The organism is Gilliamella sp. Nev3-1, from assembly GCF_001690435.1.
In the GTDB taxonomy this organism is placed as follows: Bacteria; Pseudomonadota; Gammaproteobacteria; order Enterobacterales; family Orbaceae; genus Gilliamella; species Gilliamella apicola_C.
Genome location: NZ_LZHN01000003.1, coordinates 1 through 22,356 on the forward strand (window position 1 = coordinate 1; position 22,356 = coordinate 22,356).

Annotated in this window: 25 protein-coding genes and 2 pseudogenes; 5 read left to right on the top strand and 22 right to left on the bottom strand. The window is 32.8% G+C overall.

Annotated features, from left to right (window positions below; all coding sequences use genetic code 11):
• From A9G40_RS00110 to A9G40_RS00125, 5 genes are all read right to left on the bottom strand, one after another.
• Nucleotides 1-886 (bottom strand): WavE lipopolysaccharide synthesis family protein (locus tag A9G40_RS00110; protein ID WP_141675142.1); only part of this gene is annotated, 886 nt, incomplete at its 3' end.
• A complete protein-coding gene (locus tag A9G40_RS00115) occupies nt 879-2,510 on the bottom strand; it encodes a glycosyltransferase family 4 protein (RefSeq protein ID WP_065581371.1) in 1,632 nt (543 codons plus the stop codon). The genes A9G40_RS00110 and A9G40_RS00115, both read right to left, overlap by 8 nt.
• Before the next feature lie 488 nt (nt 2,511-2,998).
• Nucleotides 2,999-3,541: an integrase core domain-containing protein gene (locus A9G40_RS14095; RefSeq protein ID WP_442902692.1), complete on the bottom strand. Its 543-nt coding sequence runs from the start codon at nt 3,539-3,541 to the stop codon at nt 2,999-3,001.
• A complete protein-coding gene (locus tag A9G40_RS14100; protein WP_081302089.1) occupies nt 3,542-3,823 on the bottom strand; it encodes an IS3 family transposase in 282 nt (93 codons plus the stop codon).
• Nucleotides 3,823-3,990, bottom strand: coding sequence for a transposase (locus tag A9G40_RS00125; RefSeq protein WP_081297217.1), 168 nt, complete (start codon nt 3,988-3,990; stop codon nt 3,823-3,825). The genes A9G40_RS14100 and A9G40_RS00125 overlap by 1 nt, the downstream gene beginning before the upstream one ends.
• Nucleotides 3,991-4,234: 244 nt before the next feature.
• On the opposite strand from A9G40_RS00125, the pseudogene A9G40_RS15670 reads away from it, so the two are divergent.
• Nucleotides 4,235-4,519: pseudogene (locus tag A9G40_RS15670) on the top strand (transposase); the annotation flags it as partial.
• Between the two features lie 710 nt (nt 4,520-5,229).
• Here A9G40_RS15670 and A9G40_RS00130 read toward each other — a convergent pair.
• The 11 genes and pseudogenes from A9G40_RS00130 to A9G40_RS00180 all read right to left on the bottom strand — a co-directional run bounded on the left by A9G40_RS00130 (nt 5,230) and on the right by A9G40_RS00180 (nt 13,576).
• Nucleotides 5,230-5,553, bottom strand: a complete 324-nt coding sequence (locus A9G40_RS00130) for a hypothetical protein (RefSeq protein WP_065581372.1) — start codon at nt 5,551-5,553, stop codon at nt 5,230-5,232.
• Nucleotides 5,553-6,287 carry a glycosyltransferase family 2 protein gene (locus A9G40_RS00135; RefSeq protein ID WP_065581373.1) on the bottom strand — a complete coding sequence of 245 codons (735 nt, stop codon included), beginning with the start codon at nt 6,285-6,287 and terminating at the stop codon, nt 5,553-5,555. Before A9G40_RS00135 ends, A9G40_RS00130 begins: the two co-directional genes overlap by 1 nt.
• Entirely contained in the window at nt 6,278-6,919 is a 642-nt protein-coding gene (locus tag A9G40_RS00140) for an HAD family hydrolase (protein ID WP_065581374.1), read from the bottom strand. Before A9G40_RS00140 ends, A9G40_RS00135 begins: the two co-directional genes overlap by 10 nt.
• On the bottom strand, nt 6,916-7,536 hold the full coding sequence (locus A9G40_RS00145; RefSeq protein WP_065581375.1) for a phosphodiesterase: 621 nt from the start codon (nt 7,534-7,536) through the stop codon (nt 6,916-6,918). The genes A9G40_RS00140 and A9G40_RS00145 overlap by 4 nt, the downstream gene beginning before the upstream one ends.
• Entirely contained in the window at nt 7,533-8,261 is a 729-nt protein-coding gene (locus A9G40_RS00150) for a glycosyltransferase family 2 protein (protein WP_218057901.1), read from the bottom strand. Before A9G40_RS00150 ends, A9G40_RS00145 begins: the two co-directional genes overlap by 4 nt.
• Before the next feature lie 83 nt (nt 8,262-8,344).
• Complete coding sequence (locus A9G40_RS00155) at nt 8,345-9,331, bottom strand: WavE lipopolysaccharide synthesis family protein (RefSeq protein ID WP_065581377.1); 987 nt, start codon at nt 9,329-9,331, stop codon at nt 8,345-8,347.
• Nucleotides 9,318-10,321 (bottom strand): annotated as a pseudogene (rfbB, locus tag A9G40_RS00160) (dTDP-glucose 4,6-dehydratase). Before rfbB ends, A9G40_RS00155 begins: the two are co-directional and overlap by 14 nt.
• A gap of 2 nt (nt 10,322-10,323) precedes the next feature.
• Entirely contained in the window at nt 10,324-11,562 is a 1,239-nt protein-coding gene (locus A9G40_RS00165; RefSeq protein WP_065581378.1) for a sigma 54-interacting transcriptional regulator, read from the bottom strand.
• Nucleotides 11,543-12,586, bottom strand: a complete 1,044-nt coding sequence (gene nagZ / locus A9G40_RS00170) for a beta-N-acetylhexosaminidase (protein WP_065581379.1) — start codon at nt 12,584-12,586, stop codon at nt 11,543-11,545. The genes A9G40_RS00165 and nagZ overlap by 20 nt, the downstream gene beginning before the upstream one ends.
• Nucleotides 12,586-13,221: a hypothetical protein gene (locus A9G40_RS00175; protein ID WP_065581380.1), complete on the bottom strand. Its 636-nt coding sequence runs from the start codon at nt 13,219-13,221 to the stop codon at nt 12,586-12,588. The genes nagZ and A9G40_RS00175 overlap by 1 nt, the downstream gene beginning before the upstream one ends.
• A 7-nt stretch (nt 13,222-13,228) precedes the next feature.
• Nucleotides 13,229-13,576 (bottom strand): HIT domain-containing protein, encoded by a 348-nt coding sequence (locus A9G40_RS00180; RefSeq protein ID WP_065566941.1) that lies wholly within the window; start codon nt 13,574-13,576, stop codon nt 13,229-13,231.
• 403 nt (nt 13,577-13,979) lie between these two features.
• Here A9G40_RS00180 and rpsF point away from each other — a divergent pair, with 403 nt between their 5' ends.
• From rpsF to rplI, 4 genes are read left to right on the top strand one after another with little or no spacing between them, the layout of a single operon-like run.
• Nucleotides 13,980-14,363, top strand: coding sequence for a 30S ribosomal protein S6 (gene rpsF, locus A9G40_RS00185; RefSeq protein ID WP_065566923.1), 384 nt, complete (start codon nt 13,980-13,982; stop codon nt 14,361-14,363).
• Nucleotides 14,347-14,655 carry a primosomal replication protein N gene (gene priB, locus A9G40_RS00190; protein WP_065566922.1) on the top strand — a complete coding sequence of 103 codons (309 nt, stop codon included), beginning with the start codon at nt 14,347-14,349 and terminating at the stop codon, nt 14,653-14,655. The genes rpsF and priB overlap by 17 nt, the downstream gene beginning before the upstream one ends.
• A 4-nt stretch (nt 14,656-14,659) precedes the next feature.
• The gene (rpsR, locus tag A9G40_RS00195; protein ID WP_025314965.1) at nt 14,660-14,887 is read left to right on the top strand and encodes a 30S ribosomal protein S18; all 228 of its coding nucleotides are present in this window, start codon (nt 14,660-14,662) and stop codon (nt 14,885-14,887) included.
• Between the two features lie 22 nt (nt 14,888-14,909).
• On the top strand, nt 14,910-15,362 hold the full coding sequence (gene rplI / locus A9G40_RS00200; protein WP_065581381.1) for a 50S ribosomal protein L9: 453 nt from the start codon (nt 14,910-14,912) through the stop codon (nt 15,360-15,362).
• 120 nt (nt 15,363-15,482) lie between these two features.
• Here the strand turns inward: rplI and ggt are convergent, their stop codons facing one another.
• The 6 genes from ggt to A9G40_RS00230 all read right to left on the bottom strand — a co-directional run bounded on the left by ggt (nt 15,483) and on the right by A9G40_RS00230 (nt 22,317).
• Nucleotides 15,483-17,183 carry a gamma-glutamyltransferase gene (gene ggt, locus A9G40_RS00205; RefSeq protein ID WP_065581382.1) on the bottom strand — a complete coding sequence of 567 codons (1,701 nt, stop codon included), beginning with the start codon at nt 17,181-17,183 and terminating at the stop codon, nt 15,483-15,485.
• A 413-nt stretch (nt 17,184-17,596) separates the two neighbouring features.
• The gene (celB, locus tag A9G40_RS00210) at nt 17,597-18,949 is read right to left on the bottom strand and encodes a PTS cellobiose transporter subunit IIC (protein ID WP_065566917.1); all 1,353 of its coding nucleotides are present in this window, start codon (nt 18,947-18,949) and stop codon (nt 17,597-17,599) included.
• 14 nt (nt 18,950-18,963) lie between these two features.
• Entirely contained in the window at nt 18,964-19,452 is a 489-nt protein-coding gene (locus A9G40_RS00215; RefSeq protein WP_065581383.1) for a hypothetical protein, read from the bottom strand.
• 8 nt (nt 19,453-19,460) lie between these two features.
• Nucleotides 19,461-19,799, bottom strand: coding sequence for a PTS cellobiose transporter subunit IIA (locus tag A9G40_RS00220; RefSeq protein ID WP_065581456.1), 339 nt, complete (start codon nt 19,797-19,799; stop codon nt 19,461-19,463).
• Between the two features lie 23 nt (nt 19,800-19,822).
• Nucleotides 19,823-21,832, bottom strand: coding sequence for a PRD domain-containing protein (locus A9G40_RS00225; protein ID WP_065581457.1), 2,010 nt, complete (start codon nt 21,830-21,832; stop codon nt 19,823-19,825).
• 167 nt (nt 21,833-21,999) lie between these two features.
• Complete coding sequence (locus A9G40_RS00230; RefSeq protein ID WP_065566914.1) at nt 22,000-22,317, bottom strand: PTS cellobiose transporter subunit IIB; 318 nt, start codon at nt 22,315-22,317, stop codon at nt 22,000-22,002.
• Between the last annotated feature and the right edge of the window lie 39 nt (nt 22,318-22,356).

Here is a 22,356-nt window from a genome sequence, read left to right on the forward strand (position 1 = left end):
AAAACTTCCATATCACTTTTGACTTTACAATATAATAGCAGTCTATAATATTTTTTCTTCCATGTATCTCATGCCTTAATATACAAGAGGCGTTTTCAACTGGACCGCCGACAAAAGGAGCTAATTTAAAAAAATGAGGTAAAACTATTTGATTTTTCTTTTTAAAAGGATAGTTTCTTTTTTTCTTCCATCTTAAAGAAATATCCCAAGAGTTTAAAAGATAGATATATTTACAAAAAGCATTATAGCTATCTTCTTTAGTTTCTTTAATATCCCAATTTCGCTTAATTAAAAAACTTCTGAATAGCTCGCTTTCAGGCGAAAAAGGATTATACTTTAGTTGATAATCACTATTTTCTACAAGCTCCCTAACCTCCATGATAACATTCAACTCAGTTTTGTCATATAACGGTAATGCATAATATTCTTTCAATATTTCAGCCATCCCTGCTAAAAACATATCCGAGGGATGATACAATCTATCTTTTCGAGTATAACAACATGTCGTAATTATTTTATTATTATCCAAAACCCAATTATATTTTTTTATTTTTCTAAAAAACTTATTGAAATCAATATACTGATCATTTCTTAACTTTATCACGAAACTATCATTATCAATAACGTTAAGCCCAGCTTGAACAGACAATAATTGCCTATTTATATTGGCAAATCCAGGATTTATCAAATCTTTAACAAAAACTTTTTTAACATTAAATGAACTAAATAAATTTGTTATTTCCTTTTCATATAGTTCCTTATCATTTTCATATATAACAAATATTATTTCATTTATATCACAACGGCTTTTTTTCATAGAATATGAAATTTTATTTAGGATATTATCATTGTAGGGACCATGAATTAATAAGGATATGTTATCCATTTACATTACCTTTAAAATTGAGTTTTTCATTAAGGGAAAGCATAAACTTTAGATGAGTCCTATTAGGTTCTAAATTACCAAATCCATTTATAGCTATTTCAATAACGTTCTCTTTTTTTGAATTAATTGCTGTTAGAAGGTCTTTATAAGATAACAAGCTCCCCTCAGAAAATAAATTTCGAGCATTCAGAATCAAAATAGGGCAACCATAATCAACAGCATCAATAACTTCATTAATATAGGCATAATTTTCATTAAACATTATGATTTTATCAGTAAAATTTTGATTGAACGTAAAATCTTGTAAGAAATTATCAATTATTTTATTTTTTTTATTATTGGGAGTTAATATCACATGTTTACCTATAAATTTGACAACTTCTTGGTTATTAATAAATTGCCATGAGTCAATATTTCCCCCCCTCCTTTTTTTTCGAGATTTTAACTTCTCATTTATCCAATTTAGACGTGAATCAACAGTAATTAAAGGAGATGTTACTTTAGAAAAAGTTTCCTGTTGAATTGATAAAATATTCATTCTTTCTTCTTTAGACATATTATAAAAATTTTCTATCTTTTCCGCTAAATCAGTATCATCAAAAGGATCAAAAGTAGCAACTTCTTTAGTTGCGCCTAAATAGTCACAACATCCTGTATATTTAGAAGCCATTCCTGGAATTCCTTTCACAATTGTTTCCCCTAATGCTATTGAAAAACTTTCAAATGTAGAAGATAAGACACAAAGATCACCTATGGCAATAAATTTTTCTTTTTGTTTAGTATCAGCAAAATCAAAAAACAAGATATCATTTCTAAACTCTAAAGGTACCTCTTTATAAATTTGATATCTCGACTCCTCATTAGTAATTTCATCATAATTTGTGTTTCCGACAATAAAAAGTTTACAATTATAAACTTTCTTTTTTAATTTAATGAATTGTTCAACTAGAAAACGTTGATTCTTACGGCCTTCTATTCTTGATATTATAAGAATATTAAAAGTATCACTGAATTGTCCTAAATCATATAATTCAGATAATTCTTCTTTAATACTTTTGGGGTTATCAACTAGCTCCACATTAAGATGATTAAATGCTCTTACTTCGTCATAAATAAGATAATTTTTTTTGACATATGCACTCATAAAACTAGAAGGTGAAATTTGGGCATCAGCCAACATAATTTGTAGTTTTTCTCTCATATAACAGTCTTTAATGAAATGGTTTGCGTACTTAACAGGTAACGAAGTATTCCATTCATAACACTCCCGGGAAGCTGTATGATGATGAACAGCGAAAACAGTTTCCGAAAATTGTTTTTTAAGATTTTTTGCTATTAGGCAATCCAATGCCAACGCACAATAATCAGAGACTTCAACGAAATCAGGTTGGATAGAAATAAGATGCTCATAGACATCTTTAGAATTAGTTATACTTATAACTGTTAAGTTTTTAAAAGCTAATAAATCACATTTTTTATCAAAACAATTAACTAATACATATAGTTCAACTCCTGTGTGGTTTAACAGAATATATTTGCAAATATTATATAGATAAGATGCAATACCACCATGTCCAGGATAAAAACCAAATTCATGGGCAACAAAAGCAATTTTGTTTAACATAATTTTTCCATTAAAATTAATATGTTTCGATTAAATATCTATGAAATAATTTTAAATAAGTATATATAATACTCTGTAAAACTATTATCACAAAACAGCTAGCAATTATTTTCAACGAATTTACCCCCCCTTAAATCTAAAAATATTTAAGGGGGGGCAAAAAATGTAAACACTTCCAAAATTTTCGAAACTGAATTACATATAATCTGGCGACATGATATACTAGTTTTTTTTCTTTATATATACAAGAATTTTTTTTTGCTATTCCTAATATTTTTAATATCAATTAGTTATTAATGCAATTTCTGTTAATTTACATAATTAAAAAATAATGATGGATTATCCAATAAGCGAAAAATTTATAAAGGACACATCCTTACTCCCAATCGTTTTATATATACAAAGTTGATTAAACCATAAATATAAGTCAGATTTTAATAAGTTTGATTGTAAATACCCCAAACTTAGTACACAACTCACGTAGAAAATTAAGCTGCCTGTTTTAATGTTTTATATTCGAGCGGTGTCATGTTATTTAATGCCTCATGTGGTCTTTCGGTGTTATAAATCGTTAACCCTTCTTCGATTATCCTCCTTGCTTGCGCTAAGTTGTTAAAAAGATATAAATCGAGTACTTCAGTACGATAGGTACGATTAAATCGTTCAATATAGCCATTTTGATAAGGGCTACCGGGCTTTATATAATCAATGGCTATATCATGTGATTTAGCCCAGTTTATAAAGGTTTTTCCTGTAAATTCTGGTCCATTATCGACTCGTATTTTTAATGGATAGCCATGATATTCAGCCAGTTTATCTAAGTAACGGGTAACTCTCCCTGCCGGTAAGCTTACTGCAATATCAATACCTAACGCTTCACAATTAAAGTCATCGATAACATTGAATGTCCTAAAGCGACGTTGATTACAGCGACTATCACTCATAAAATCCATTGACCAGCATTCACCTTGTTTACTGGGTGCTAATAGCCTTTCTGGGCTTCGTGGAGGAATGCGTTTTTTGCGCTTTATTCAGAGATTAAGCTTTAATTCACTATACACCCGATAAACACGTTTATGGTTCCATTGATAACCGAGCTTCCTGATACGATTAAAGTATTTAGGAAAGCCCCAGCGTAAATGCCGGTCTGTGATAGCATTCAACACCGAAACAATCACCGAATCATCCAGTAACTTAGGTTGATAATAGTAAGCACAACGGCTTAAACCAACAATGGCACAACTCATAGCAATAGTAACTGAATGATTTTGTTGTAGTTGCTGTGCCCACGTTTTACGTGCCCCTGTTGGCACTAAAGCTTTTTTATAATTTCTTCCTGAAGCTGGGATTTTAAGCTCAGTTCGGCAAACATCTGCTTAAGCTTGCGATTTTCAGCCTCTAGCTCTTTTAAGCGTTTGATATCCGACGTTTCCATACCACCATATTTTTCCCGCCATTTATAGAAAGTTGAATTACCCATGCCCTATTTACGGCAGAGTTCCTTGACAGGAATACCTGTTTCAGCTTCTTTTAAAATAGCTGCGATTTGATGTTCAGTCATTTTTTCATAATTAAATCCTCTTTTCTTTTATCATAGAGAATTTTCTACTTTTGTGCTGTACTATTTTAGGGGGTAGTTACACAGTAAGCTTACCGGCAGGAAGGATTACCCGTTACTTAGATAAACTGGCCGAATATCATGGCTATCCATTAAAAATACGGGTAATAATGGGCCAGAATTTACAGGAAAAACCTTTACCAACTGGGCTAAATTACATGGTATAACCATTGATTATATAGAGCCCGGTAGCCCATATCAAAATGGCTATATTGAACGATTTAATCGTACCTATCGTACTGAAGTACTCGATTTATATCTTTTTAACAACTTAGCACAAGCAAGGAGAATAACCGAAGAAGGGTTAACGATTTATAACACCGAAAGACCGCATGAGGCATTAAATAACATGACACCGCTCGAATATAAAACATTAAAACAGGCAGCTTAATTTTCTACGTAAGTTGTGTACTAAGTTTGTGGTATTTACAATACCATTATTAACCGCAAAGACAAGCAAGTGTTGGTGACGGCTCGTTGAACGCAAAACTGGGCAAGTATTAATCGGAAACACCAATCAACGCACCATCTCCAAAGCTAGATATATGATAATAAAATGGCTAACGCCGTTTAAAAAAACGGTTAAAAACATCATCATTTGATAATGAAGCGGAATTTAATTATCATCGTGCTATTGAATATTATTCAAACACCATGGTATATTTTGCTAAGCCTTATAAAAGCAGGCAAAGAGGCATAAATGAAAACACCAATGACTTAATCCGTCAGTTTTATTAATTCATCGTCCATTTTACTAGTTGACGATCAACAGATAAGGAAAATACCATATTTATTGAACTCACTGCCAAGAAAACAGCATAAGCTTAAAAGCCCTGTCTCTTTTTAGGAGTTAAGGCTAATTGCACTTCATGGTGTAATCTAGATTATACCGCTATTTTCAACTATAAAATTTTCCTCAGATAAAATCAATTTATATCCATAATCACCGAATTTATTTGACTCATTTAAATTTGGAAAAATAAACCACAAACTAGCTTGGTTTTCAAAATCTGGAAAATAAGTAGGACTGATAAGTTTCTCTTTTTACTTTCCCTTGAAAACACTAAAGAATTCCCATTAAACATAAATTGACAAATTAAATTACTTTAAATACTTATCATTATTAGCCCCTGGTAGCTTTACAACCACATTTATAGTACCATCTTCTAGGCATTCGAAATCCGTTGCTTCACGTGGCTCAATTACAATTATATCACCCGAACTATACTCTATACCATTCATTCTCACCTTTCCAGAAAGAATTACAGTATATTCGGTAGCTATTTTATGATAATGCTCTTCTTCATAATCGCCTTTATTATATTTTTTTACAGCAACTTCAACATCATTAGTTTTATAAATAGAAGGCTCAAAGTTTCCGATAAACCAACCTTTTGTCATATCATCTAATTTTGCAATTTTCATTACTTACTGTCCTTTACATCCAATAATTCTGCTAAATATTGAGCTAATTGCATCTCCGTTTTAAGAGGATGAAACTTTTCATTATTAATTTTATAAAGAGAGACTTTTTTTTGTCTCAAAATCATCTCATTAACAGACTGACTCAGATAAAAAGAACCATTGATCAAGTTATCTTTTCGAATAACATCCATAGCACACTCTACAAAATCGGCCCCCTTTTTGTAATAATAAAAGGAAGCTAACGCATTTTTACTAATAGGTTTTTTTTCTGAGACTTCAATCACTAAATTATTTTTGTCTAATTTTGCAAAAGAATATCTTGGATGAACAGAATTAAAAGAAACTACACCTGTATCACTTTTATTATCACGAAAATATTGTAAAATTCTCTCGCTTGAGACTTCAATAAAATCATCTACAGCTAAAAGTATTAATTCTTCATCGTTATTAATATACTCTATACCAAGCAAAGCCGTACATACTGCCCCCTTTGTTTGGTCATTTATAATAACAATTTCACTATCAGGAACCAATTGTTTTATAACTGAATCGACCTGAAAATTTTTAATATCATCATTTTTAACACAAAACAAAAATTTTCTTGGATTTAATCCTTTACAATATTCAATCTGTCTCTCAATTACCAATTTTTCATTAATTTCTGTAAGATAAAGAGGGTAATCTTCACTATTTTTTTCAAAATTTTGCCCCCCCATCAAGAAGATTATTTGCATTTAATATCTCCTTTCTCTATTTCTAAAATACGCTTTTTTATATTTTTATAGTTAACATCATCAACTGTTTTAACTACTAATACATGAGCCCCAGAAGCAATTGCAGCTTTGATACCATTTGCGTTATCTTCAACTATCAAGCAATCTTGAGGACAAAGCTCCATTCTTGATATGGCAGTTAGGTATATTTCAGGATCCGGTTTAGCATTTTTTACATCTTGGTTACTTAGCATAAAGTCGAAATAATCTGTTAATTTAGCATAATTCATCATCATTTCAATCGTCATTCGAATTGAATTAGAGCCTACTGCAAGTCGATAACCCTCTGATTTTAACTTCGATAACGCATATTCATGATTAAAGCGAGGTCTACATAGATTTTGAATCATTGATACAGTGTACTGTTGTTTCATTTCATTAATAAAATTATGTAACTGCGCAGGTAATCCTTTTTCTAAAGTTAATTTCTTTAGCTTCATTGAAGTCGGCAATCCGTCATAACTAGTTAGGTGCTCAAAACGATTTATTTCATATCCAAATAAATTTAAAGCGCGGTTAAGAGCTTCATAATGCCAATCTTTAGCTTCTATTAATACTCCATCCATATCAAATAATACAGCTTTAATTTTCATTTAAAATATCCTCTTGCTACTTCAGGAAAATCAGTACAAAGCATTAAATTTTCATTAGTTACGTACTTACTTTTACGAATCATATCCCATTGTTTTGATACATCCCTTCTATGTAAATCAGCCGAAACTAAACAAACCTTTTTTCCTTGTTTAATAAGATTATCAATTTGCGTGTGATCATACCAATCTGAATTAAAGCAATCCAACCAAACACCACAACAATCATCAATTAAAACTGGTTGATTCAAAATATCACTTAGTCCAGTAAAGACATTGAGTTTGTTATTAATTTGACAAACCATATCTGGTATTGACATATCAAAAGTAAAATAATTAGTATGGTTGTATTTTTTGAGTATTTCTTTGATAATTTTAGATAATCCATCAGCTTTAATATTTAGAGCCAATGGTAAATTTCTTCCATCCATAATGGATAAAAGCTGCTCAAATCTCATTTCATCACCTACAGGCATATCATGTGAAATAACTATTTCACCATCATGATCTCTTAAATCAGTTTCTGTACCAAAACCAAGATCAAAGCTTCTCTTGAATGAAATCTCAGTATTTTTTTCTTCAATTGCTTTCCAATATCCTCGATGAGAAAGAACTATCATTTTTTTACCCTCAAAGAAATAGGATTATTAAGAAAAAAATCCAAATCTTTGGGAATACCTAATCCATACATACCATTATATTCTTCACCTATACCATATATACCGATTTTCTTCCCTTCTCTTATTAGATAGTTATAACAAGGGCAAGTATAAAATTCGTTATTAACTCGAATATTATCCTTTATCATTTGTTCAGCAGCTTTAACAAGATATTTACCTTTAGAAAAATTGAATATTCCAACTGTAGCATCATTTGAGATTACTTTTTTTTCAGCTGTTTCAATCACAAAACCCTCATTATTTGTTTTGGCATATGACCACTTAGGATCATTAGATTTCATCGTCATAATCATACCATCTAGATTTTTGTCAGAAATTGCATCTAAATATTCATTTATATCAAAATCAATATATTGATCAGCATTGGCACTCATTAAAGGTTCATTATTATCGAAGTATTTTTTAGCAAGAAGTGCTGTACAAACTTGACCTTCAGTTATTCCATTAATACCAATAATTTCCACATTTTTTGAATACGATTTCAATTTAGGTATTAAATTATACTGATCTATATGTTGTTGTTGGCAGACAAAAATAAAACGATGTTCACATTTCGGTGATAGGTTATCTACAACAACCTTTATCATGGGAACATCATGAATTGGAATAAATGGTTTGGGTATAGAAAACCCTGCATTTGCAAATCTACTTCCCCTACCAGCCATAGGCAATACGATGTTAAGCATATAATTATTATTCCCAATAAATTAAAATAAATGATTAAATTTTCGCATTTTAACAGAAAAAATTAATTCCTTATTATTTTTTTTCTAATTTTTTTTCGCAATTCTTTATTTTTTTTACCTAAAATAAACAAGGTTACTAACTTTGCAATCGTTTTTACTAATTGATAATTCAGCAAAATGAAATTCAATTTTAATCTTTCACAATTAAATCCAGCAAATTTAGTAGAGGTTAAAGTTACATACTTGTAATACAATCTCTTCCACTCAACATGAGTTATACATGAAAAATGATCTAATTTACGATAATTATAAAATTTTTTAGGAGGCTTTAAATTAAAATTTTTCCAATCTAAAAAAATAAAATTAGAAACAAAGTAACGTTCTGTTTGCGTTATTTGGTCTTTGTTAACAGCTACTTTATTATTACACAATACTTTTCGATTATTTTGTTGTAAAAAACTAATGAATATATACTGTTCGGGAGCATATCTTCTATCCGATTTGCCATTTTCTTGAAAATAGAATTCATCAGATTCGCTCATTAATTTGATATCAAATAGTCTTAATAAATCATTTTTCAGACCAAAAAAGGCAATATCTGAAGGATGATAGGGCAAATTAACCTTGTTGGGATTGCGTGAAAAATAACTACAAGCCAAAACTTTATGCTCAAATAAAACATACTTTTGCTCAACAAGATTGTACAAATTGAAAAACTTTAGAAAGGAATTTCCTTTTAACAAAAAATCACTACGAATCTTAAACACATACCGACTTTTTACCTCTCTAATTCCATTTAAACTTGAAATAATGAGTCGATTAACATTATTGATTTTTATTCCATCACAGTAAGTGTGAGCAAATCCGCCTGGATCTTCATTAAGAACTAATTCATCAAAATCTAATCCTTCCAAATTAGAAAAATTCCAAGTAGATAATATAATTTTAGATTCAGGAAGGTACTTTCTAATACTTAGCAAGCTAAGTTTTGTCAAAATAGGTACCACAGGTCCTTGTACAACTACTGAGATATCCTCATTTTTTATCATTTTTTCGCAATCCACTTTCAAATGTTTCTTGTGGCTTCCAGCCTAACTGTTTTTGTATTCTCGATGAATCGATAGCATATCGATAATCATGACCAAGTCTATCGGATATAAATTGAATTAAATCTTGGTATCGTTTGATTCCAATTGGGTGTTTGGGAACAAGGTAATCCATCATTGAACAAATAATTTGCACTATATCTAAATTGGTATGTTCATTATTAGCACCAATATTATAAACCTCGCCAATTTTACCATTTATTAGTACTGCATATAAAGCTTTAGCGTTATCTTCTACATATATCCAATCACGTATTTGTAAACCATTGCCATAAATGAGTATAGGTTTACCAGCTAGAGCATTTATAATTACAGATGGAATCAATTTTTCAATATGTTGAAAAGGGCCATAATTGTTGCTACTGTGGGTTATAATTGCAGGAAATCCATATGTACGAAGCCATGCTTTAACTAAATGATCACTTGATGCCTTTGATGCGGAATAAGGGCTGCTTGGGGAATAGGGGGATGCTTCGGCAAATAATAACTTCGTACTACCTAAATTTCCATAAACTTCATCAGTTGAAACGTAGATAAATCGGAAATTGCCTTTATCTTTCTCTGATAAATTGCTCCAATAATTTCGCGAAGCCTCCAAAAGAGTAAAAGTTCCAATAATATTGCTTTCGATAAAATTAATTGGACTGATTATTGAGCTATCGGCATGGTTTCGGCGACTAAATGAATAATAGCGTGAGGTTGATATTGTCGAAATACACGTTCAAGTCCTTGCCGATTACAAATATCCATCTTTTTAAAGATATATCGACTGTTGCTTGAAACCTTTGCTAATGAGCACAAGTTTGCTGCATAAGTTAATTTATCAATATTAATTACATAACTTTGAGTATGTTCAATAATATAACGAATAACAGCAGAACCGATAAATCCGGCTCCACCTGTTATTAATATTCTTTTAACATTATTTAGCAAAATCACCGCCCTATCCCATAATCCCTCAACTTATTAGCAATTGCTGTATGCGACACTCCGAGCCTTTTAGCCAGTTTTCGGGAGCTTGGGTATTGGTCATAAAGTTTTAATAAGATTTCTTTTTCAAACTGCTTGGTTATTTCATCCAGAGTTTTATTTTCGATATTGTTGACCCATGATACTTGTGATTTAGGTGTTGGCAATACGATATTTTTAACCGTTAATATTGGGGTAGTTAATTGGGCTAATGCAGAGTATAAGATATTTTTAAGTTGTCTTACATTGCCTGGCCATGAATAGTGAACAAAGTAGTCAATAAGGTCATTATCGATCGCAGGTGGTATGATCCCTTGTTTATTGGCAAATTCATTAACAAAGATATGCGTAAGTGGCAAAATATCATCTTTACGTTCTTGCAATGAGGGTAAATTGAGCGACAGTACATTAAGTCGGTAGTAGAGATCTTTTCTAAATTTACCTTGTTCGACTAAATCAGCTAAATCGACTTTTGTTGCACAAATAATTCTTACATCGACATAGACTTCATTATCGTCACCTACTCGCCGAAAATAACCATCATTAATAAAACGTAATAATTTGGTTTGCATTTGAAAAGACATTTCATCAATGCCATCAAGCAATACTGAACCACCATTAGCTTGCTCAAAAAAACCTTTTTTACTTTCAATCGCCCCTGGGTAAGCGCCTGCTGCGTGCCCGTATAATTCACTTTCCACTACCTCATCAGGCATAGCTGCACAATTTAATGCTAGAAAGGTTTGATCGCCACGAGGGCTATATTGGTGACAAGCATTAGCTAGTAAGTCTTTACCAGTACCTGTTTCGCCTGATATTAATAAAGGTTCACTTTGCATAGAAAAAGCTTTAGCCTGTGCAATAAGTTTTTGCATAACTAAACTTTGAGTAGCAAAGATATCGAAAGCATGGTGCCCGACGACTTTGATTTTCGACAATCGTTTTTTTAAGTAAGCAATTGGTTGCACAACAAAGACTGTTTTAGATGGATCAACCATTTTTTGCAATAAAAAGTGCTGAGAATTTAAAACGATGATTGTATCATCTTGTTCATTTATATTTATTGTATTATCAAAATTAAATGTTTTTTGGTAATCAAAAGGTTGATTTAATACTAAAACGTTATGAGGAAATAATACTTTAGCCGTATCATTATACGCAACTAGAAGTTGGTTATTATCAATTTCAATCATTGCAGCTTGCATATTCTTCCCACTTTTCACTAAGTTTTTTTAAATTATCGCGTCGATGTTGCCACTGAGAATTATTTTTTAATTCAGCATAAGTGATTTTTGTATTAGTTAATAGATGTTTCGCTTTATCTGATATTAATGGATAAATCTTATTTAGCTCTGTTAATCTTTCTAAAATGGCAATAGTGCCTTGTCGATTATTACAAGCTAACAATAGATCACAGCCTGCCGCTAATGCTGCTTGGGCTCGCTCGGCATAGCCTCCCATTATTGCTGCACCTTCCATCGATAAATCATCGGAAAAAATCACCCCCTCAAAATGTAATTGCTCACGCAGTACTGTTTTAAGCCAATAGGGTGAACCACTAGCAGGCTGATCATTAAAAGCAGGATAGATAACATGAGCAGGCATAACGGCATCGAGTTTTTTATCAGCGATCAATTTGGCAAAAATTTGCATATCGTGTTCAATGAGTGATTTTTCACGATGATCAATAGGTGTTTCTTTATGCGAATCAGCAAGCACATGACCATGTCCAGGAAAATGTTTACCGGTTGTTTTCATTCCTGCAGCATGCATACCATCAATCATAGCAGCAGCAACTTGATAGGCGATATTGGCATCTTGATGAAATGAACGAGTGCCGATAGCAAGACAATGATGACCTAAGTCTAAAACGGGCGCATAGCTAAGATCGATATCAAAAGCAATAAGTTCCATTGCAAGTACCCACCCCGCATCAAAAGCTAACGATTTAGCTTGCTCAAGCTCATTAAGAGCCGCAAAAGATTGCGCAGGTGGAATAGCAGTAAAACCATCACGAAAACGTTGAACTCGCCCACCTTCATGATCAACCGAGATTAATAAACGCTGTGTAGAAACTGCCCGAATCTGTTTTATCAATTCTCTTAATTGAGTTTGATCCTGATAATTGCGACTAAATAAAATCACCCCACCAACCAACGGGTTTTGTAATAATGCCTTATCTTCTTCGGTTAATGATTTACCTTCAACATCAATCAGCAATGGTCCCATTATTTGTTATCCTCAATAACTTGATTTGATCCCTCGTTAATATTGAGTTGTTTAGAAAAATCTTTAGAGGTAGATCTAGCTAGAATTTCTCCACTTTGTGTTGAAATTAATTCCATTGCAAGATCTGCTCCATGGCTTTCATCAGGCACTTTATAGATAGTGGTGAAAAGAACATAGTTGGCATTTATTGACTTAGCCAACCCAATCATCTTACCGCGAGAAACTAACTTATCATCAGCTGAAATACCCAGCGTTTGTTTAGCTTGATTTATGACCTGCTTATTAACCACTGTGAACGTGTTTTGTTTATGCATTAATTGGTGTAAAGCTTCATCAATTTGATTGCTTGCAAGATAATCACCGCTACGATTTTGAATATCGCTAATTAAAATAAGCTTATTATCAGAACTTGCAAGTGATGTATTAGCCAACTTATTGATAAAAGGCGATAAGATTAAATGCCAATCCGTTTTTTTAACAATTTGAGGAGGCATTTCAATGACCGCCGTATCGCTAGACTGCGTTTCATCTACTGGCGGTTTCATTTCCACTTTTGGGGTATTGCTAATAAGATGACAGCCAGTTAACGCAAAAATTAATGCACTAGTAACAAATATACCTTTGAACTGTTTCATATAATGATTAACCTATTAATCGCCCTAAATTTTTACCGCCCAATAAATGCATATGAATATGAAAGACCTCTTGCCCTGCATCTTTGTTGCAATTCATGATTAAGCGATATCCGCTTTCATCAATACCTTCTTGCTTTGCAATTTTAGCAGCAACTGTCACCATATGCCCTAATATCACTTCATCTTGTTCAGTAACATCATTAATAGTTGGAATAAGTTTGTTGGGAATAATTAAAATATGCTTCGGTGCTTGAGGAGAAATATCACGAAATGCCGTCACTTTATCATCTTGAAAAACAATATCAGCAGGGATTTCTTTTCGAATAATTTTACTAAAAATAGTTTCCTTCAAAATAATTTCTTGAGCCATCAAATTCTCCTTACTATGCATATACCTACAATTAACATTTTACATACTCAAGCATAACATATTTTAACAATAAAAATGTATAGAAATCGTTACATTTTAAAATGCATTTTACACCCTAAAAACCGTTCAGAAAAACTATTGATTTTATTTAAGTTTTTATTGTGAGTTATATTTTAATATCTCCTATAATTTGAAATACTCAAATGCAGAAGGGCTTGCTTATAACGATCAAAATAAGTATTAAAACCACTTGGCATATTCATTTGTCAAATATAATAAGTTGATATATAATGCCACGTCGATTTCAACCGCCTATTTTCATGTTCCTTGCTTTCAATGGGTTGCGGTTGCCCCCGACAGAAAGCTGATTAATCCGTAGGGAGCGATAATGCGTCATTACGAAATAGTATTTATGGTTCACCCAGATCAGAGTGAACAAGTACCTGGTATGATTGAACGTTATACTGGTACATTAACCACTGATGGTGGTAAAATCCATCGTTTAGAAGATTGGGGTCGTCGTCAATTAGCCTATCCTATCGAAAAACTGCACAAAGCACATTATGTGTTAATGAATGTTGAAGCAACTCAAGAAGCTGTTAATGAACTTGAAGATAACTTCCGCTTCAATGATGCAGTGATTCGCAGTTTAATTATGCGCACCAAACACGCTGTAACTGAAACTTCACCTATGTTAAAAGCTAAAGAAGAACGTCGTAGTTCTGAAGAAGATTTTAACGAAGTAAACATGGACGATGATTCCGACGAATAATCGTTTAGTGTTATCGGGTATTGTAAAAAAAACACCGATAAGAAAAGTCAGTCCAAGTGGGATTTCGCACTGCCAATTTTATTTAGAACATGTTTCTAAACAAATCGAAGCAGAACTCACAAGGCAAGCATGGTGCATAATGCCCGTAATTGCTAGTGGACAACAAGAGTTAAGTTACATAAAAAAAGGCAGCAAAATTTTAGTCAGTGGATTTATAAGTACCCACACTAAACGTAACCAAACAAGCCAACTTGTATTACATGCTGACCAGATTAAACTATTAGGAGAATAGCCAAATGGCACGTTATTTCCGTCGTCGCAAATTCTGCCGTTTTACTGCAGAAGGCGTTAAAGAAATTGATTATAAAGATGTTTCTTTATTAAAAAGCTATATCACAGAAAGTGGTAAAATTGTACCAAGCCGTATCACTGGTACTAGCGCAAAATATCAACGTCAATTAGCTCGCGCAATCAAACGCGCTCGTTACTTGGCATTATTACCATATACTGACAACCATCAGTAATTAGCAACAGAGGGAACATATAATGCAAATTATTCTACTCGATAAAGTTGCTAATTTAGGCAGCTTAGGTGATCAAGTTAATGTAAAAGCGGGTTATGCTCGTAACTATTTGATTCCACAAGGTAAAGCAGTAGCAGCGACTAAAAAGAATATTGAATTCTTTGAAGCTCGTCGTGCTGAATTAGAAGCAAAACTTGCTGAAACATTAAAAGCCGCTGAAGCGCGCGTTGCTGAAATTAATGCTCTAGGTAAAGTAACTATCGCTTCTAAAGCTGGTGATGAAGGTAAACTCTTTGGTTCAATTGGTACTCGTGATATCGCTGATGCAGTTAAAGCTCGTGGTATTCAAGTATCGAAAAGCGAAGTTCGCTTACCAAATGGTGTATTACGTACAATAGGTGAATACGAAGTATTTTTCCAAGTACATAGTGAAGCTTTTGCTAAACTGACTGTTGAAGTTATTTCTGAACAATAATAACTCAACTTAAATAAAAAACCCATTTAATCTAAATGGGTTTTTTATTATCTATTTTTCAGTGGCAATGATAAAAATAAAATTAAATATTTATTATATACATCAACATGAAAAATATTTTTATCTTACAACCATTGATTTACCTCGACCACGGATATCTGATACTGCTTCAGGTTTTTTATCTGTGATTTTTATCGCCTGAATATCACCACTAAAATCTTGCTGCTCAAAATGGTAGCCCATTTGCTTGAGTTTATCTTTTAAATCCTCTGGTACTTTGTTTTGAAAGCGTTCAATAAAAATAAGATTAGTTGGTAATAATTGATGATGATAACGAGGCGCATCCATTGCTGCTTTTAATGACATATGATTATCAAAAACATTAGTTACAACTTGAAAGATGGATGTAAAAATTCTTGAACCACCTGGCGTACCAATAACCATTGCAACATCATTATTTTTAATAAAAATACTTGGTGTCATAGAAGATAAAGGACGCTTATTAGGCTCTATGGCATTAGCATCTTTGCTCACTACACCAAACTGATTAGCAACACCTGGCTTACTACTAAAATCATCCATCTCATTATTGAGTATAATACCTGTACCCTCAATCACAACCGCAGATCCAAACCAACCATTGAGAGTGTAAGTATTAGATGCTGCATTACCCCATTTATCTACAATAGAAAAATGCGTTGTCTGTAATTTTTCATGGTTGTTGTTCAAACCAGGTTTAACTTGTTCGGTAAAAGAAATCGCTTTTGGGTTAACTTGTTTTGATCTTTCTGCCAAATAATTAGCGTCAATCAGTTTAGCAACAGGGACCGAGATAAAATCAGGATCGCCCATATATTCGGCTCGATCAGCAAACACACGTTTTTCTATTTCTGCTAATAAGTGAATATATTGAGGTGAATTGACTTTAACATTCTTAAAATCATTCGCTAAATTTTGCTTCATTAATAATAGTTGAATTAAACCTACACCGCCTGAACTTGGTGGCGGTGCAGTTACAATTTGCATATCTTGCCACTTAGCAACTAACGGCTCTCGCCATTTAGCTTGGTAATTAGCTAAATCATTTTCAGTAATTAAACCCTCATTTTCTTGCATCTGTTTTGCAATTAATTTAGCCGTTTCACCTTTATAAAAACCGTCACTACCTTGATCGGCAATACGCATTAATACCTTGCCAAGCTCGGGCTGCTTAAATAGTTTTCCTTCTTGCATAGAACCAAAGTATTGCTTAAAGTGGCCATTAGCCGGCGCTAGTGATTCTACTTCATGATACCGTTTAACTAGTAGTTTATCTACGGTAAACCCTTCATTGGCAAATCGTATAGCTGGCGCCATAACGTCTTTCCAAGATAATTTACCAAAACGTTGATGCACAGCCCACATACCAGCAACCGTACCTGGTACGCCTGAGGCTTTGTAGGAATATAGACTTAAATTCGGGATCACATTTTTATGATCATCAAGGTACATATCTCGATCAGCCTTATTCGGGGCAATTTCTCTATAATCGATAAAATAAGGCTTGCCTTCCATCCAAAGCGTCATAAAACCGCCACCACCAATATTACCCGCTTCAGGATAGGTAACAGCCAGAGTAAATGCTGTAGCTACAGCAGCATCAGCGGCATTTCCTCCTTTTTCTAATATCTCTTGCGCAGCTAGTGCGCCATAATAATCTGGGGAGGCAACGGCTCCAGCCTCAAATTTTTGTTTTAAATTGTCTACAGCAAATACTGGGCTTATCACTAAAAAAATAACAAGGCTACAATACGTTATCAGCCTGCGTTTAAGATAGAACATGTTGTACCTCCTAATAAAATATGATTTATTCGCCCCACTTAACACAAAATAGCATAAAAAAATAGGAAAAATTATGCAATATTTGGTTAAGGGGAATTATCAATATAGCATAGAAAATAAAAATGTTGAGTAAATATTGATCATATAGAAATTTCTATACTTGACTTTGTGATGATTTTCTTATTAATTTCTAATCAAGCCTGCTTAGATAATTTTGATTTGCCTATTTTTTGTAAAAAAGATTCAGGAATCTATGCCGTTTCAATTATGGTGAGGATTCAATACATGATTAAAAGAAAATACTTTCTTATTCATCACTTTTAGAATTGGATTTCGTGTAATTAGCTCAAAACAATTAAAAAAGAGTGTAGCAAACTAAATGGCATACACCCTTTAATATAAACTAATTAAAACTAAGCTGTTTGAGCTTGATTTGCTGATTTACCTTGTTCATCTTTATAAAGTTTATTGTCATATAGTTTGACAAAAGGAATATAAATTAGCAGAGCTAAAATGGCCGACACGACCGCAATAACAGCAGCTTTATAATCACCACCCGTACCAATAAATGCGCCTATACCCATTGGTGATGGCCATGGAATTAATGCAATGATTGGATGGATAAAACCCGTATTAATTGCAAAATAACCTAATGTTCCACACGCCATCGGCGCTAAGAAAAATGGAAATGCCAAGTAAGGATTATATACAATCGGCATACCAAAAATAATAGGTTCGTTGATATTGAATATTGCAGGTACTGCTGAAGCTCGTCCCAAGATTTTTAGTTGACTAGACTTAGCGCAAAAAGCAATAAAGAATGTCATTAATAAGGTAGAACCCGAACCGCCTAAAATCACTAATGAATTATTAAATTCTCCAGCAAAAGGAATATGTTCACCACCAAGTGCATTTTCGTTCATATTAGCTAACATAATTGGGGTGATAAATGCGCCAATAATAGTAGCGCCATGGATCCCAACAACCCATAATGCATGGATTAAAAAGAGAATGACCATAACACCTAGCCAACTTTTGGTTAAATTGGTCACAAAAGCAAATGGCACAGCAATAATATTAAAAATATCAGTACCAAAATAGATAAAAACGCCATTAATAATGATCACAAAAAACGCAATAATAAACGTTGGAATCAGCGCAGTAAAAGACCGCGAAACACCTAGCGGTACAGTTTCTGGCATTTTCACAACCCAATTTCGCCTAACACATAAAAAATAAAGATGAGTTGCCAAAATTGCCATTACGATTGCAATAAATATACCCGATGTACCTAAGCGGAAAATAAAAGGTTTTAAACGTAGCCCATTAAAGACTAAATTACTTTCATCATTAAGTAATGTAATCACGCCTTTTTGCATAACTAATTCAGGCAAAGTCATGAAAAAAGCAAAAATAGATAACATAGCGCCGTTAAGAGGGTTAACTTTAAGACCTGTTTCTTCTTCTTCGATTTTAGTCAGTTCATAACCAACAACAAAGTTAAAATAGAGAGCTAAAATGCCGATAGTTGCTGTGTTGGCAATCATATAAAGATCGCTCACTCTAAAAAAAGTATTTTCAAAAAAGCCTTCTAATCCTGTAAATGTCATTGGTAAAGTATTGAATACTAAAAACATAGATCCCACAATTGAGAAAGGCACTGAAGCCATCCCCGCGGCCATTACTGCTCGAACAATTTTAAATTGCGATACTTTAGCCATTGGCGCCATTAAAAATTTCTGTAAAATTACAAATCCGGTATTCATTTTGTTATCCTCATCTAATTAATGACCTGTTGGTAAGCTTGAATTCTTTGGAAAGATTTATCCTTATTAAGCTCAATTTTTTTTATTTTTTTAAGCAGTAAAAAATTAATTAATAAACTTGCTGTTAACACTATCATTACGGTATTTAAGACATATTGAGTGTTTTTAAAAAAAGGAAAGAATAGATGAAATAAAGATGTATTTACCGAAATCAGCAAAACAATACAAATTACCGATAATGTGGAATAAAACACCTTTGCATAAGGTAAACGATTATTATGACTTCGATAAAGTTTAATCTGCTCATACATCGTTAATATCGCTAGCACAAGGATCGATAGTGGCAAAAAGGCCACAATAGATAATGATCCACCTAAAAATACAAACCAATACAGATTGATAAATAAAAAAAATGCCGTGCTATAACGAATAGCTAAAAAGCGATTAAAATAGAGGTTGGTTAGGCTCGTTTTTTGGTGCATTTCTAATTTTTTAGTTGTCATATGATGGATTACCCCCCTAATTTGACTGCTAAGCGGTGGTTTTGCTCATATAACTGAGCCATCTCAAGTGCAATTTCGCGCATTGTCATTGTTGTCATTAAGTGATCTTGCGCATGCACCATAATAATTTCCATGGTGATCTTTGTACCGTTAGCATAATTTTGTAGTAACTCTGTTTGTGAGTAGTGAGCTTGTAAAATATCTTCATTCGCTTCATCAAGAAGCTGGTTTGCGGTAATAAAATCGGCTTGTCTCATTGCCTTAAATGCTTCATGGATTTTAGTTTTAGCATTACCGCTATATAAAATAATATTAAAAGCGATAAGTTGAATATCCTCTGAGCTCATTTGCTTCATTTCCTCATTCATTGCTATACTCCTTTTTCAATAAGTTGGATAAAAAGCCGTTTAAATTGGCCATAGTTATGTGTTTTCAACAGCTTTGATTGCATTGCTAAATCATCAATTAAATTAATAATGGCTTTAGTTATCATCGATAAAGTTGAATTTTGATAAATAGAAGGGGAAATCATAAAAACGAAGCGAACCTGTGGGTAATTATCATCCCAAAATAATCCATCAGGGATCATCGCAACGCCAATTTTAGATAATTTCCCTACAGGAATTGCAGGGTGTGGCACCACTATCGACTGGCTAAAGAAGATGTCACCTAATAGCATACGATTTTGCATTTGCTTTATCATTTGTTGCTTATAATTGCTATCTTCATTTAACGCTAAAAGATCAAGTAAAGAATCTAAAATATGTTCTTTGCTTTGAGGTTGTCGGCATGGGTAGAAATAATCTGCAAATAAATCATCAATAATTTGCTCAATATCAATAAAATGATTACAAGATTTTTTTGTTGCGAACATTGGAATTTGCGTTCTACGCTCAGAGACAGGCATATTTCGTGACGCAAGATAACGGCGAATTTTTTGTACATCATCATCCGTTAAGAATACAGAAACATGAAAAACAGGCACTTTAAATACTTGCGCTGATAAATCAACGGACGAAATAATAAAATCGACCTTATTTAACGTTTCTGGTTCAATTTCATAATATCCTTGTGTCGCAACAATTTTGATTCGTTCATCAAACTCACATTCAACTCGGTTTTTTAATAGCTGGGCACTGCCAAGACCCGTTGCACAAATAATTAGCACTTTGGCTTTTTGTTCATTTTTTAATTTTTCAATCGAAGCTAAAAAGTGCAAAGTCAAGTAGCCCCACTCATCATCGTGAATCGTAAATTGATTAAGCTGAGGTAGCTGGTTAAGGTAGTTTTTAACTAATTGAAATAATTCTGGTGAATTAGCTTTAATTTCATCAAGTAATGGATTTTCTAATTTAATATTTTGTTGTAAACGAACGATCATCGGTTTTAAATGTTGAATAACGCCGTCTTTCAATTGTTCATCATTTAAAAATAAATACCCTGTCTGCTGCTCAATTTCGATTAATATATTAGTCACAGATAAATATAATTCGCAATCCACATCATTGTGAGTAACATTTGATTTACTCATCAAATGTAAAGTTAAATACATTTGTTCTTGTTTGGGAAAACAAAAACCAATTACTTTTTCAACCCTATTGATAATTTTCTTAGCAACTTGATATTCCAATGTATTTTTTGTCGATTGTGGCATATCAAGATTTTGAATAGAAAGTCCTGATTGTAGACGTTTAATGCTGAGTGATAGATGTAACACGATATTTTGCATCATGACATCAGATAATTTTATCTTTGCCTCACGACATTCATCTAAAATAATAATGGTCAAGGAGTCAAAACTAATTACATCACTAAACTTGTTCAAATAAGTAAGATTTTGTAAAAAGTTAATTGATTCTTCATGAAAAAAATAACTTAAAATAAAATGCCTTTTAGCTTTTTCCTCGCCTTCAACATAAAACAAGGATCGACTTTTTTTGACAGTTAGCCCATAAGGTTGAAGCTGGTGTTTGATTTCTAAAATATCTTTATTTAGTTGAGAAGAGCTAATAAATAATCGTTCTGATAACGCCTCTATATCAATTTTTTGGCTTTCTAATAATAATAGATTAAGAATATGGTGCTTTCTTTGACATGCTTCTCGGCAGTTTGCTTGCTCTTCGTTACGATAGAATAAATGATGTTCAATTAAAAATAAGTTGAAAGCCGTTCTATCTTTAATTTGTAATTGATAACCATAACCTTGTTTACTAACAATAGTTCCGCCATTGTTTTCAATCAACGGTTTTAAGTCATTAAGGTAAGTACGAACAGTTCGATCTGATAATGATAATTCACTTGCCAGCAATGCGCTGCTTTTGAATAGATTTTTAGAGCGAACCATTAAACTAATTAGATCTCGTTGTTTGTTCTTAATCACAATCATCCGTACCTGTGACAGCTAAAACTAGGCTGTTAATCATAGTGTAGTTACTCTGATATGTTAGATAAGCACACATCAAGCAAGTTAATAAGGCGCTGCCATGTCTGGTAATCTAATGACAACGCCAAGCCATTTTTCTAAAACAAAGGCTTATTTTGTTTGGGTTATTTGATATTGTCTTCGGTTAACTTAGCCAATTGCTCAATACCCGACGGTATAGGGATATAGGCCTGAAAAGGAATGCTTACTACAGGCTTACCCACTTCATCACCCAAATTTTTTAACTTATCAAACATCATCATCGTTTGTGGACTGATTAAAAATAATGAGAAATCACTATTTTTAATCATATTGCTTCCTTCGGTTGCCGATACTGCATCAACCGAAATAGCTTTATCTTTACTAGCAAAATATTCTGTTACTTTTTTAGCCATTAATGATGATGACATTCCTGCTGCACAAATAATTAATGCTTTTTTCATGGTTTTTCCTCAACGCAATTATGATCCCTTAATAAAACT

What these genes read in the sequence shown, in the direction of transcription:
- A9G40_RS00115 (WP_065581371.1), bottom strand. Translation starts at nt 2,510, where the DNA reads ATGTTAAACAAAATTGCTTTTGTTGCCCATGAATTTGGTTTTTATCCT.
- A9G40_RS00125 (WP_081297217.1), bottom strand. Translation starts at nt 3,990, where the DNA reads ATGGGTAATTCAACTTTCTATAAATGGCGGGAAAAATATGGTGGTATG.
- A9G40_RS00130 (WP_065581372.1), bottom strand. Translation starts at nt 5,553, where the DNA reads ATGAAAATTGCAAAATTAGATGATATGACAAAAGGTTGGTTTATCGGA.
- A9G40_RS00135 (WP_065581373.1), bottom strand. Translation starts at nt 6,287, where the DNA reads ATGCAAATAATCTTCTTGATGGGGGGGCAAAATTTTGAAAAAAATAGT.
- A9G40_RS00140 (WP_065581374.1), bottom strand. Translation starts at nt 6,919, where the DNA reads ATGAAAATTAAAGCTGTATTATTTGATATGGATGGAGTATTAATAGAA.
- A9G40_RS00145 (WP_065581375.1), bottom strand. Translation starts at nt 7,536, where the DNA reads ATGATAGTTCTTTCTCATCGAGGATATTGGAAAGCAATTGAAGAAAAA.
- A9G40_RS00150 (WP_218057901.1), bottom strand. Translation starts at nt 8,261, where the DNA reads ATGGCTGGTAGGGGAAGTAGATTTGCAAATGCAGGGTTTTCTATACCC.
- A9G40_RS00155 (WP_065581377.1), bottom strand. Translation starts at nt 9,331, where the DNA reads ATGATAAAAAATGAGGATATCTCAGTAGTTGTACAAGGACCTGTGGTA.
- A9G40_RS00165 (WP_065581378.1), bottom strand. Translation starts at nt 11,562, where the DNA reads ATGCAAGCTGCAATGATTGAAATTGATAATAACCAACTTCTAGTTGCG.
- nagZ (WP_065581379.1), bottom strand. Translation starts at nt 12,586, where the DNA reads ATGGGACCATTGCTGATTGATGTTGAAGGTAAATCATTAACCGAAGAA.
- A9G40_RS00175 (WP_065581380.1), bottom strand. Translation starts at nt 13,221, where the DNA reads ATGAAACAGTTCAAAGGTATATTTGTTACTAGTGCATTAATTTTTGCG.
- rpsF (WP_065566923.1), top strand. Translation starts at nt 13,980, where the DNA reads ATGCGTCATTACGAAATAGTATTTATGGTTCACCCAGATCAGAGTGAA.
- priB (WP_065566922.1), top strand. Translation starts at nt 14,347, where the DNA reads ATGATTCCGACGAATAATCGTTTAGTGTTATCGGGTATTGTAAAAAAA.
- rpsR (WP_025314965.1), top strand. Translation starts at nt 14,660, where the DNA reads ATGGCACGTTATTTCCGTCGTCGCAAATTCTGCCGTTTTACTGCAGAA.
- rplI (WP_065581381.1), top strand. Translation starts at nt 14,910, where the DNA reads ATGCAAATTATTCTACTCGATAAAGTTGCTAATTTAGGCAGCTTAGGT.
- ggt (WP_065581382.1), bottom strand. Translation starts at nt 17,183, where the DNA reads ATGTTCTATCTTAAACGCAGGCTGATAACGTATTGTAGCCTTGTTATT.
- celB (WP_065566917.1), bottom strand. Translation starts at nt 18,949, where the DNA reads ATGAATACCGGATTTGTAATTTTACAGAAATTTTTAATGGCGCCAATG.
- A9G40_RS00215 (WP_065581383.1), bottom strand. Translation starts at nt 19,452, where the DNA reads ATGACAACTAAAAAATTAGAAATGCACCAAAAAACGAGCCTAACCAAC.
- A9G40_RS00220 (WP_065581456.1), bottom strand. Translation starts at nt 19,799, where the DNA reads ATGAGCTCAGAGGATATTCAACTTATCGCTTTTAATATTATTTTATAT.
- A9G40_RS00230 (WP_065566914.1), bottom strand. Translation starts at nt 22,317, where the DNA reads ATGAAAAAAGCATTAATTATTTGTGCAGCAGGAATGTCATCATCATTA.